The organism is Burkholderia sp. Bp9016, from assembly GCF_003857765.1.
Lineage (GTDB): Bacteria > Pseudomonadota > Gammaproteobacteria > Burkholderiales > Burkholderiaceae > Burkholderia.
Genome location: NZ_QTPY01000011.1, coordinates 202,845 through 214,698, shown reverse-complemented (window position 1 = coordinate 214,698; position 11,854 = coordinate 202,845). Strand labels below are relative to the sequence as shown.

Below are 11,854 nucleotides of genomic sequence, written 5' to 3'. Positions count from 1 at the left end.
GGCTATGCATGGCTCGACACGGGCACGCACGATTCGCTGATCGAGGCGGCAAGCTTCATCGCGACGCTGCAGAAGCGGCAGGGGCTCATGGTCGCGTGTCCCGAGGAGATTGCGTACCGCAAGCGCTGGATCGACGAAGAGCAGGTGCTGAAGCTCGCGCAGCCGCTGTCGAAGAACGCTTACGGGCAGTATCTCCGGAACCTTCTCACGAATCAGGTCGCATGGTTATCCAGGTAACGGCAACGGCGCTTCCTGAAGTCAGGGTCATCGAGCCGAAGGTGTTCGGCGATGCGCGCGGCTATTTCTACGAGAGCTTCAACGGCCGCGAATTCGCGGAACTCGTCGAGACCGGCGTCGAATTCGTGCAGGACAACCATTCGCGTTCGGCGAAGGGCGTGCTGCGCGGGCTGCACTACCAGATCGAACACGCGCAGGGCAAGCTCGTGCGCGTGGTCGAAGGCGAAGTGTTCGACGTCGCGGTCGACATCCGGCGCAGTTCGCCGAATTTCGGCAAGTGGGTCGGCGTGACGCTGTCGGCCGACAACCACCGTCAGCTGTGGGTGCCGCCGGGCTTCGCGCACGGCTTCGTGGTGCTGTCCGAGTCCGCGCAATTCCTGTACAAGACGACCGACTACTGGTTCCCGGAACACGAGCGCAGCCTGCTGTGGAACGATCCGGAGATCGGCATTCAATGGCCGTTCGACGGCGAGCCGGTGCTGGCGGCGAAGGACGCGGCAGGCAAGCGGCTGAACGAGGCCGAAGTCTATGCGTGACGGCGGCCATCGTCAGCCGACGATCCTCGTGACGGGGGTAAGCGGCCAGGTCGGATTCGAGTTGCTGCGTACGCTGCAGGGGCTCGGCCGCGTGGTGCCGTGCGACAGGTCGATGCTCGACCTGTCCGATCTCGATCGCGTGCGGGCCGTCGTGCGCGAGCTGAAGCCGTCGCTGATCGTGAACCCGGCGGCGTATACCGCGGTGGACAAGGCCGAGACCGACATCGACGCCGCGCGGAGGCTGAATGCCGACGTGCCGCGCGTGTTCGCGGAAGAACTGGCGCGCATCGGCGGTACGCTGATTCATTACTCGACCGATTACGTGTTCGACGGCACGCAGGCGAGCCCGTACACGGAAAGAGACGCGACGAATCCCGTGAACGTGTACGGCGCGACGAAACTGGAAGGCGAGCAGGCGATCGCGGCCACCGGCTGCGCGCATCTGATTCTGCGCACGAGCTGGGTGTACGGCCGGCGCGGCAGGAATTTCCTGCAGACGATGCTCAAGCTCGGCGCCGAGCGCCCGGCGTTGAGCATCGTCGCCGATCAGGTCGGTGCACCGACCTGGGCGAACACCATTGCCGCCGCCACGGCACACATCGTCGCGCAGGGCGCGGCGACAGCCGACGCGCACTGGTGGGCGCATCGCACGGGCGTATATCACCTCACGTCGGCCGGCGCGACTTCGTGGTGCGGCTTTGCCGACGCGATCTTCGCGACCGCGATGGCCGGACGCGTGCCGACGGTTGTGCCGATTGCGTCGAGCGACTACCCGGCGCCGGCGAAGCGACCGGCCAATTCGAGGCTGGCGCTGGACAAGCTGACCGCAACGTTCGGTCTGCGGATGCCGGACTGGCGCGATGCGCTGCAACTGTGTCTGGCCGAGTGATTCAAGGGTTGGGGGTGTACGAGGGGCGCGGGTTGGGCGGTTTTGCCGCGACTCTCATTTTCGATTGGTGACAATGCATACGGATCCGGTTTATTTCCTTCATATTCCCAAAACGGGAGGATCGTCGCTCATTTCTTTCCTCGAGGATCAGTACGACAGGGAAGACGTGTGCCCGGCGCAGGTCCTCGAGGAGCTGTTCGCGCTGCCGCGGGAATCCGTCGACAGGTACCGGCTGTTTCGCGGACATCACTGGCACGGCATCGAGTCGTTCGTCGGACGAAACCTGACCCACCTCACGATGCTGCGGGATCCGGTGCAGCGAACGGTGTCGTGGTATCTGCATGCGCAGCGCCACGACGATACGTATCGTCATCGGCGGATGAACGACGAGAAGTGGTCGTTGCTGGATTTCGTTCGGGATCCTGACACGAACTGGGACATCGTCAATACGCAGACCCTCTTTCTCGCGGCCGACTTCGACTACGAGAAGCTGATGCGCGATCCGATCGGCTACGGTCGCGAGGCGGTCAAGGAATACGCATCGCGCCGGCACGACCGGGCGTTGCTCGACCGCGCGAAAAAGCGGCTCGAATCGTTCGCGTTCTTCGGCATCACCGAGCGCATGCGCGACTCGATGAACCTGCTCGCCTATTCGATGAACTTCTGTCCGAGGTTCGCGACGCCGCGGCTCAACACGTCGTCGGATCGGCCGGTCATGCACGAGTTGTCGTTCGAGGAAGTCGACGCGATCAACGAGCTGACTGCCCTCGACCAGGAACTCTATGCGTGGGGTTGCGCACTGTTCGAAGAGCGCCTTGGCGATATGGTTCGCGCGTTGCTGATCGAGCGTTTCGAGCAATCCGACACATTGCGCAAGAATTCCTGGCACGCGCCGCTTTCGGCGCAGGCAAAGGCCGAAATCGCGGTGACGGTGCTCGACGCGCCGTCGACGGTTGCCGCGGGCGCGTCGTTTTCGGTGCGCGTTCGCCTGTCCAACCGGTCGAACTTTCAGCTGGCCAGCCGGGCGCCGACTCCGGTGCACGCGTCGTATCACTGGCTCGACCGCACGCGCTCGCAGGTCGTGGTGTTCGACGGCGAACGAACGAGGCTGAAGGCCTCCATGATGCCGGGCGACGCGCAGGACCTGCTGGTGTCGGTCGTGGCGCCGGCTGCCGCCGGGCGCTACGTGCTGCGGTTGACCCTGGTTCAGGAGGGCGTCGCGTGGCTCGACGACGGTCGATCGGGCGTGTTCGGCGATGTCGAGGTGGTCGTCCGGTAAGGCCCGCTCGGCGGGTGCGACGCGTTTGTCCCTGCCGGCGCAAGCCGGGCAGCCCGATCGCCCGGCAGGGGCGCCCGGGCCTTGCGTGGCGGCGGTTCCCGGCGCCCGACCGGTTCCGAAGGCGGCAGTTCGCCGGCTATAATCCCCGCTTGGTCCGGCCGGTCGCGACCGGCCGGCAGGCACGCCGGTGGTGGTTTGATGTAAGTGGCGAAGGCATTGGCTTCGCCAGCGGATACTAAATCTGGAGTGAATGTGATGTTAATCCCCGTCATCCTGTCCGGTGGTGCTGGTACGCGGCTTTGGCCCGTCTCCCGCGAAGGGCATCCCAAGCCGTTCATGAAGCTTGCCGATGGCGAGAGCCTGTTGCTGAAGACGTACCGACGGGCAGCCGCGGCGGTCGGCCAAGATGCCGAGTCGGCATGCGCGGAGCTGCTGACGGTCACGAATCGCGACTACTACTTCATGAGCAAGGACGAGTTCGTCTGCGCGGCGCTCGATGATCAGCAATCCGGCGTATTCATGCTCGAGCCGTCCGGCCGGAACACGGCGCCCGCCGTCGCGATGGCGGCACACCACGTGGCGGAAAAGTACGGGCGCGATGCGCTGATGCTGGTGCTCGCGGCCGATCATCTGGTGCAGGATCAGCAAGGATTCTCCGCGGCTGTCGCAAGCGCGGTCGAACTGGCGAAGCAGGGCAAGCTGGTGACGTTCGGCATCGTGCCGACGTGCCCGGATACCGGCTTCGGCTACATCGAGGCCGGCGAGCAGATCGGCAATGGCCGGGTCGTGCGGCGTTTCGTCGAGAAGCCCGATGCGGCGAAGGCTGCCGAATACCTGGCGACGGGCAATTATCTGTGGAATTCCGGCATGTTCTGCTTCTCTGCGGGCGCCATTCTCGACGAGATGGCCCGTCACGCGCCGGACGTCGCGGCGGCTGCCGAAGCATGTTGGGCGTCGCTGCAGGCCGACAAGGCAACCGCGCAGATGCTCGAGATTCCGGCCGAATCGTTCCAGAAGATGCCCGACATTTCGATCGACTACGCGGTGATGGAGCGCTCGTCGAACGTGGCGGTGGTGCCGTCCAGCTTCGGCTGGAGCGACATCGGCTCCTGGGGCGCGGTGCGCGACCTGGTCGCGCCGGATCAGGACAGCAACCGCGTCGTCGGCGATGCGATCTTCGTCGATAGCCGCAATACCTACGTGCAAAGTCCGGATCGCGTGGTCGCGGCGGTCGGCGTGGCTGATCTGATGATCATCGATACGCCGGACGCATTGCTGGTCGCGCATCCCGATCGCGCGCAGGACGTGAAGCAGGTCGTCGCCCGGCTGAAGAAGCGCAATCACGATGCGTACAAGTTGCATCGCACCGTGAGCCGGCCGTGGGGTACCTACACGGTGCTGGAGGAGGGGCCGCGCTTCAAGATCAAGCGCATCGAGGTCAAGCCGGGCGCGAGCCTGAGCCTGCAGATGCACCATCACCGCAGCGAGCACTGGATCGTCGTGTCGGGGATGGCCAAGGTCGTCAACGGCGACCGCGAAATCTTCGTGCGCACCAACGAGTCCACCTATATCCCGGCCGGCCACAAGCACCGTCTCGAGAATCCGGGCGTGCTGGATCTCGTGATGATCGAGGTGCAGAGCGGCGAATACCTCGGGGAGGACGACATCGTTCGTTTCCAAGATGTGTACGGGAGGGCTTGATGCTGGGCATGCTGAGAGCCCTGTGGTCGTATCGCGGCTTCATCCTGGGGAGCGTCAAGCGGGAATTCCAGTCCAAGTACCGTAATTCCCTGCTGGGCGCCGCGTGGACCGTCATCAACCCGCTCGCGATGATCGTCGTCTATACGGTGATCTTTTCGCGGGTGATGCACGCCCGGCTGCCGGGCGTCGACAGCAGTTTCGCGTACAGCATTCACCTGTGCGCGGGGGTGCTGCCGTGGGGGATGTTCGTCGAGATCGTCAGTCGCGCGCAGAACGCGTTCATCGAGAACGCCAACCTGATCAAGAAGCTGAACTTTCCCCGGCTGTGTCTGCCGGTGATCGTGGTGGCGAACTCGCTGATCAACTTCGCGATCGTGTTCGGGCTGTTCGTGCTGTTCCTGCTGGTCACCGGCAACTTCCCCGGCGTGGTGTTCGTGGCCGTCGTTCCGCTGCTGATTGTGCTGACGCTGTTCGCGATCGGCCTGGGGATCACGCTCGGCGTGCTGAACGTGTTCTTCCGCGACGTCGGGCAGTTCTTCAACATCGTGCTGAATTTCTGGTTCTGGCTGACGCCGATCGTCTATTCGGTCGACATCCTGCCCAAGCGGATCCAGGCCGGCATGCAGTTCAACCCGATGGCATCGCTGGTCGAGGCGTTCCAGGTCGTGATGATGCAGGCCAGGTGGCCCGACTGGTCGCAGCTCTGGTTCGTGACGGCGCTGGGCGTCGGCCTGTGCCTGCTCGGCTTCAGCCTGTTCCGCAAGCATGCGGGCGAAATGGTGGATGAACTCTGATGGGCACCATTACCGTTACCAATCTGGGCAAGGCCTACAAGCAGTATCCGACGCGCTGGTCGCGTCTCGTCGAATGGATGGACCCGCGCCGCAAGCAGCATCACACGCTGCACTGGGTGCTGCGTGACGTGAGTTTCTCGGTGAAGGCCGGCGAGGCGCTGGGCATCATCGGCATCAACGGCGCGGGCAAGAGCACGCTGCTGAAGATGATCGTCGGGACCACGCAGCCGAGCGTCGGCAGCGTGACCATGACCGGCCGCGTCGCCGCTCTGCTGGAACTCGGGATGGGGTTCCATCCGGACTTCACCGGGCGCCAGAACGTGATGATGGCCGGGCAACTGCTCGGCTATTCCGTCGACGAACTGCTCGCGCTGATGCCGGAAATCGAGGCGTTCGCCGAAATCGGCGAATACATCGACCAGCCGGTGCGCGTGTATTCGAGCGGCATGCAGGTGCGTCTGGCATTCAGCGTCGCGACCGCGCGGCGGCCCGACGTGCTGATCGTCGACGAGGCGCTGTCGGTCGGCGACGCGTATTTCCAGCACAAGAGCTTCGACCGGATCCGCGAGTTCCGCAAGCTCGGCACGACGCTGCTGATCGTCGCGCACGACAAGGCGGCGATCCAGGCGATCTGCGATCACGCGATCCTGCTGAATGCGGGGCGGCTGGAGATGGAAGGGCCGCCGGAAGTGGTCATGGACTACTACAACGCGATGCTGGCCGACCGCAAGGATCACGAGGTCCGGCAGGAGAAGCTCGAGAGCGGCGCGGTGCAGACCGTGTCCGGCACCGGCGAGGCCGTGATCGACGCGGTCGAGCTGCTGGACGAATCCGGTCAACCCATCGAGGTTGCGGGTGTAGGGCAGTCGGTCGCGTTGCGCGTCAAGGTCCGGTGCGTGGAGGCGATCCCCGAGCTGGTGGTCGGCTACATGATCAAGGACCGGCTCGGGCAGACGGTGTTCGGCACGAACACGTATCACCTGAAGCAGGTGCTGGTCGGTCTCGACGCGGGACAGGCGATCGAGTTGCGCTTTGAATTCACGGCCAATCTCGGCGTCGGCAGTTATTCGGTCGCGGTCGCGCTGCACACGGGCGACGCCCATCTTGCCAACAACTACCAGTGGCGCGACCGCGCGCTGGTGTTCAACGTCGTCAACATCAAAATGCAAGACTTCGTCGGCGTAGCCTGGTTGCCGACGACGGTGCGGAGCTTGCCATAGTGGATAGTTTTTATCGTGCGTTTGAAGATCGGTATCGGGGATCGCGCAAGCTGATCAAAAGCCGGCTGACGAACTACTCGCCCTTCTTTGAGCCGCTCGCGGCGCGTTATCCGGGCGGGAAGACCTTCGACCTGGGGTGCGGCCGCGGCGAGTGGCTGGAGCTGATGGCCGAGGCCGGGTTCGAACCGATGGGGGTCGATCTCGACGCGGACATGCTGGAAGCCTGCCGCGAGCGCGGGCTGCCGGTCCAGCAGGGCGATGCGATCGCGTATCTCGCGTCGCTCGAATCGGATAGCCACGCGCTGATCTCGGCGTTTCACGTCGTCGAACACGTGAGCTTCGAGCAGTTGGGCGTGATCGTCCGCGAAGCGCTGCGCGTGCTGAAGCCGGGCGGCCTGCTGATTCTCGAGACGCCGAATCCGGAAAACATCTCGGTGGCGACGACCAATTTCTACATGGATCCGTCACACCAGAAGCCGATTCCGCCGCTGTTGCTGTCGTTCGTCGCCGAGCATGCGGGCTTCGATCGCGTGAAGGTGGTCCGTCTGCAGGAATCGCCGGAACTGCGCGATGCCGCGACGCCGGTTCAGTTCCTCGACATCGTGCGCGGCGCGAGCCCCGACTATGCGATCGTCGCGCAGAAGGACGTGGAATCGACCGAGGGCGCATTCGACGAAGCGTTCGGCGCGGAATACGGGCTGACGATCGATACGCTGATCCAGCGCTACGAAACCCGGCTGACGTCGGACGTTTCGCAGATCGGCGGTCGCGTGCAGCAAATGGGCGCGCGGCTTCAATCCATAGAAGGTCAACTGCGGCTCGCGGAAGGGCGGTTGCAGCTCGCCGAGGATCGCAGCCGGTTCGCCGAAGAACAGCGCGTGCTGGCGGAGCAAGTGCTGCGCGAGGTCGAAGCGCGCGCGCAGCATGCCGAGGAACTGGCCCGGCTGGCCAGCTCGCGGGTCGTCGATACGCAACTGCTGCATGTCGAGGATCGGTGCCGGCAGCTCGAGGCGCAGCTCGCACTGGCCGAGAGCAAGCTGCACGAGGCCGAGGCGCGTGCGCAGCACGAGCAGGCCGTGGCCCGGCAGACCCATGCGCATCTGCAGGCCGTCTATCGGAGCACGTCGTGGCGCGTCACCGCGCCGCTGCGGTGGGTGAGCCTCGGCCTGCGCGGCAAGGGGCTCGGGCCGCTCAAGCGGACCGTGAAGCAGCAGGTGAAGCGGGTGGTGCGCTACGCGTACCGGCAGCCCGCGCTACGCCGGCTCACGGTGGCCGTGCTCAATCGCGTGCCGGGCCTGAAGGCGCGTCTCGTGCCGTACGTGGCGGCCGCGGCGGCCAGCCAGCCCGTCGGCACCGCGTCGACGCATATTCGTATCGACAATCTGGACGCGCATGCGAATCGCATTCACGCCAGCCTGGTCGCTGAATTCGACCGGCTGAAGCAGGAGAAGAACTGATGCGCATTGTTATCGACATGCAGGGTGCGCAGACAGAAAGCCGATTCCGCGGAATCGGCCGCTACGTACTGGGTTTTGCGAAGGGCGTCGCGCGCGTGCGCGGCGAGCACGAGGTCGTTCTGGCGCTGAGCGGCATGATGTCCGATTCCATCGATGCGATTCGGGCGGAATTCGAGGGGCTGCTGCCGCAGGAGAACATCCGTGTCTGGCAGGCCGTGGGGCCTGTCGAGGAAATCAGCGACGACAACATCGCACGTCGCGAGATCGCCGAGTTGAGCTGGGAAGCGTTCCTGTCGAGCCTGGAGCCTGACGTCGTTCACGTCGGCAGCCTGTTCGAGGGGGTCACGGGGTACGGTGTGTCGAGCATCGGGCAGTTCGATCGGGCCACCCCGGTCACCGTGACTTTGCACGACCTCATTCCGCTCGTTCATGCGAAGCGTTACCTCGATCCGCATCCGGTCACGGCGCGCCACTATTACCGGAAAATCGATTACCTGAAAAAGGCCGCGCTTCTGCTGTCGAATTCCGAATTCTCGCGCCAGGAAGGTATCGAATATCTGGACTATCCGGCCGAGCGGATCATCGCGGTTTCTTCCGCTATCGAGGATTCGTTCAAGCCGCTCTCGATCGATGCCGCGGAGGCGAATCGCCTGCGTCGGCAATTCGGAATCAACGATGCGTTCCTGTTGTACACGGGCGGCGCGGACGAACGCAAGAACCTGCCGCGCTTGATCGAGGCCTATTCGCTACTGGCGAAGGACATTCGCGCTCGCGTTCAACTGGTACTCGTCGGCAAGATTCCCGAAGGCGTGATCGCCGAGTTGCGTCGACATGCACAACAGTTCGGCGTCACCGATGTCGAACTGAAGTTCACGGGCTACGTGAGCGACGATGACCTGCATGCGCTGTACGCGATTTGCGAAGCGTTCGTGTTTCCTTCGTGGCATGAAGGCTTCGGGTTGCCCGCGCTCGAAGCGATGGCCTGCGGCGTGCCGGTCATCTGTGCGGATGCCGGTAGCCTGCCGGAAGTGATGGGCTGGCAGGACGCGATGTTCGATCCGCTGGATACGTCCGCGATTTCCCGCAAGATCGCGCAGGTGCTGACCGACGCGAACTTCCGCGAGCAATTGCGCGAACACGGTCTCACGCAAGCGACGAAATTCTCGTGGGAGGCGGTTGCCCGCCGCGCGATCGACGCATGGGAAAAGCTCGATCGGCCCGCCGCGAAATCCTGGATCGAACGATCCAGCGAGCAGGAGCGTCTGCTCAAGTTGATCGCCGCGAAAGCCGCCGGAGCAAACGATTCGGACCTGCTGGTGCCGCTGGCCGACTGTCTGGCCCAGAATCAGAAGTCTGGCCGCGTCCGCCAGATCCTCGTCGATGTATCGGAGTTCTGCCACAACGATGCCGGCACGGGCGTGCAGCGGGTCGTGCGGAATCATCTGCGTTGTCTGCTCAACGATCCGCCCGAGGGCTACCGGATCGAGCCGGTGTATGCGACGTCGGGCGACGGGTATCAGTACGCGCGGCGCTTCACCCAGAAATTCCTCGGCGCGGCATCGGACGAGACCGTCGCGGACAGCCCGGTGCAATGGCAGCGCGGCGACGTTTTCTTCGGGCTCGACATGCAGCATTCCGTGCAGATCGCGCAGGCCGAGTTCTATCAGACGCTCCGAAGGCAAGGCGTGCTCGTCAAGTTTCTGGTTCACGATCTGTTGCCGATCGAGTTTCCGGAGCACTTCTTCGATCCGAACTTGAAGGTCATGCACGAGAAGCTGCTCGCGACAATCGCCGCGACGGACGGCGCCATCTGCGTGTCCCAGGCGACCGCGGATGCGCTGAACGCATGGATTCGCGAGAGCAAGACGCCGACCTCGTCGACGTTCCGAACGTCGTGCGTGCACAGCGGCGTCGAATTTCAGGAAGCTGAAGCCGGTGCGTTGCCGGCCGACGCGTCTGCCGTGCTCGCCGCGATGAAGCGGTGCCCCAGTTTGTTGTGCGTATCGACGATCGAGCCGCGCAAGCAACAGGAGCAGTTGCTGGCAGCGGTCGAGCTGCAGTGGGCGGCCGGTGAGGATGTCTGTCTGACCTTCGTCGGTCGTCTGGGCTGGAAGATGGAGGCGTTCGCGAAGAAGGTGCATGCGCATCCCGAATTCGGCCGGCGCCTGTTCTGGCTCGCGGGTATCGACGACAATTACCTGGTCAGTCTGTACAAGGCGGCGAGCGGACTCGTTGCGGCGAGCGTCAACGAGGGTTTTGGCCTGTCGTTGATCGAAGCGGCTTACTATGGAATCCCTGTCATTGCGCGCGACATTCCGGTGTTCCGCGAGGTGGCGGGAGAGGGTGCGTACTATTTCAGCGGCGATTCGGCCGAGCAGTTGAGTGCGGCACTGACGCAATGGCTCGTACTGTACAGGGCGGGGCAGCACCCCAGGCCGGAAAACATCTCGTGGTCGACGCTCGAGGAAAGTTCGACGGCGCTCAAGGCCCGGCTGCTCGAAGGCGCGGACGACACTCGGCAACTGCTGGTGGATATCTCCGAACTGGTGCAGCGCGATGCAAAGAGCGGCATTCAGCGGGTAGTCCGCAGTATTCTTCGAGAGTGGTTGTCGAATCCGCCCGACGGATATCGTCTGGAGCCCGTGTATGCGACTGCGGACCAGCCGTATCGTTACGCGCGAAAATACATGGCCCGTTTCCTTGGGCAGGATGACAGTCAGCAGCGCGACGAAGCGATGGAATATGGCGTCGGCGACGTCTTTCTCGGGCTCGATCTCGCACCGGCGGTCGTGCCGCACTACGCGAGCTTCTATCAGAAGATGCGCGACCAGGGCGTGCGGGTCAAGTTCGTGGTCTACGATCTCCTGCCGCTGCGGGACAACCATTTCGAGCAGCACGTCGTCGACCACTTCGTGCGCTGGCTGGACGTTGTCGCCGAAAGCGATGGCGCAGTGTGCATTTCGAAGGCGGTGGCGGACGAGTTCGAGGAATGGATGACCGGGCGCAAGATCGTGCGCCAGCGTTCGTTCGCGCTGAACTGGTTCCATCTGGGCGCGGATATCGCGAACTCCGTCCCGACCACCGGCATGCCGAAAAATGCGGCAAGCGTGCTGGAGGCGTTGGCGGCGCGGCCGAGTTTCCTGATGGTCGGCACCCTGGAGCCTCGTAAGGGGCATGCGCAGGTACTGGAGGCGTTCGAGCAGCTGTGGTCGAGCGGCGTCGACGCGAATCTGGTGATCGTCGGCAAGCAGGGGTGGATGATGGATGCGCTGGCGAGCCGCTTGCGTGCCCATGCTGAACGGGATCGCCGGCTGTTCTGGCTGGAGAGCATCAGCGACGAGTTTCTCGAGAAGGTGTATGCAGCGAGCGGTTGCCTGATCGCCGCGTCCACCGGCGAGGGTTTCGGGCTTCCATTGATCGAGGCAGCCCTGCACGGCGTGCCGATCATCGCGCGCGACATTCCGGTTTTTCGTGAAGTGGCCGGCGAACATGCATGGTATTTCCAGGCCGGCAAATCGGCGGATCTGGCAAACGCCGTGCGCGAGTGGCTGATGCGCCGCGAGGCGGGTACGGTTCCGGCCTCGACCGGGATGCCGTTCCTGTCGTGGTCGCAGAGTGCCGTGATGCTTGCCGGGAAAGTGTAGAGCAGGGCGCGTCGAATGCCCGGTTTTGCTGACAAGTCAGAGAACCAGCGACACGAATTGCATGTGTTGGATCGTTATGTTGGAACGAGTTTGAGGG

General features: G+C 63.9%; 8 protein-coding genes and 1 pseudogene. All 9 read left to right on the top strand.

The features are described from left to right. Positions 1–237 (top strand): annotated as a pseudogene (locus tag DIE13_RS16010) (glucose-1-phosphate thymidylyltransferase); the annotation flags it as partial. Next, positions 222–773, top strand: coding sequence for a dTDP-4-dehydrorhamnose 3,5-epimerase (rfbC, locus tag DIE13_RS16005; protein ID WP_124828084.1), 552 nt, complete (start codon positions 222–224; stop codon positions 771–773). The pseudogene DIE13_RS16010 and the gene rfbC, both read left to right, overlap by 16 nt. Next, the gene (rfbD, locus tag DIE13_RS16000; RefSeq protein ID WP_124828083.1) at positions 766–1,662 is read left to right on the top strand and encodes a dTDP-4-dehydrorhamnose reductase; all 897 of its coding nucleotides are present in this window, start codon (positions 766–768) and stop codon (positions 1,660–1,662) included. Before rfbC ends, rfbD begins: the two co-directional genes overlap by 8 nt. Positions 1,663–1,735: 73 nt before the next feature. Next, positions 1,736–2,941: a sulfotransferase family 2 domain-containing protein gene (locus DIE13_RS15995; RefSeq protein ID WP_175751268.1), complete on the top strand. Its 1,206-nt coding sequence runs from the start codon at positions 1,736–1,738 to the stop codon at positions 2,939–2,941. A gap of 255 nt (positions 2,942–3,196) precedes the next feature. Beyond that, a complete protein-coding gene (locus DIE13_RS15990; RefSeq protein ID WP_124828081.1) occupies positions 3,197–4,642 on the top strand; it encodes a mannose-1-phosphate guanylyltransferase/mannose-6-phosphate isomerase in 1,446 nt (481 codons plus the stop codon). Continuing rightward, entirely contained in the window at positions 4,642–5,436 is a 795-nt protein-coding gene (locus DIE13_RS15985; RefSeq protein ID WP_124828080.1) for an ABC transporter permease, read from the top strand. Before DIE13_RS15990 ends, DIE13_RS15985 begins: the two co-directional genes overlap by 1 nt. Further along, positions 5,436–6,656, top strand: coding sequence for an ABC transporter ATP-binding protein (locus DIE13_RS15980; RefSeq protein ID WP_124828079.1), 1,221 nt, complete (start codon positions 5,436–5,438; stop codon positions 6,654–6,656). The genes DIE13_RS15985 and DIE13_RS15980 overlap by 1 nt, the downstream gene beginning before the upstream one ends. Further along, entirely contained in the window at positions 6,656–8,113 is a 1,458-nt protein-coding gene (locus DIE13_RS15975; RefSeq protein WP_124828078.1) for a bifunctional 2-polyprenyl-6-hydroxyphenol methylase/3-demethylubiquinol 3-O-methyltransferase UbiG, read from the top strand. Before DIE13_RS15980 ends, DIE13_RS15975 begins: the two co-directional genes overlap by 1 nt. Further along, a complete protein-coding gene (locus DIE13_RS15970; RefSeq protein ID WP_124828077.1) occupies positions 8,113–11,757 on the top strand; it encodes a glycosyltransferase family 1 protein in 3,645 nt (1,214 codons plus the stop codon). Before DIE13_RS15975 ends, DIE13_RS15970 begins: the two co-directional genes overlap by 1 nt. The last annotated feature ends 97 nt before the right edge of the window (positions 11,758–11,854 follow it).

What these genes read in the sequence shown, in the direction of transcription:
- DIE13_RS15985 (WP_124828080.1), top strand. Translation starts at nt 4,642, where the DNA reads ATGCTGGGCATGCTGAGAGCCCTGTGGTCGTATCGCGGCTTCATCCTG.
- rfbC (WP_124828084.1), top strand. Translation starts at nt 222, where the DNA reads ATGGTTATCCAGGTAACGGCAACGGCGCTTCCTGAAGTCAGGGTCATC.
- DIE13_RS15980 (WP_124828079.1), top strand. Translation starts at nt 5,436, where the DNA reads ATGGGCACCATTACCGTTACCAATCTGGGCAAGGCCTACAAGCAGTAT.
- rfbD (WP_124828083.1), top strand. Translation starts at nt 766, where the DNA reads ATGCGTGACGGCGGCCATCGTCAGCCGACGATCCTCGTGACGGGGGTA.
- DIE13_RS15970 (WP_124828077.1), top strand. Translation starts at nt 8,113, where the DNA reads ATGCGCATTGTTATCGACATGCAGGGTGCGCAGACAGAAAGCCGATTC.
- DIE13_RS15995 (WP_175751268.1), top strand. Translation starts at nt 1,736, where the DNA reads ATGCATACGGATCCGGTTTATTTCCTTCATATTCCCAAAACGGGAGGA.
- DIE13_RS15990 (WP_124828081.1), top strand. Translation starts at nt 3,197, where the DNA reads ATGTTAATCCCCGTCATCCTGTCCGGTGGTGCTGGTACGCGGCTTTGG.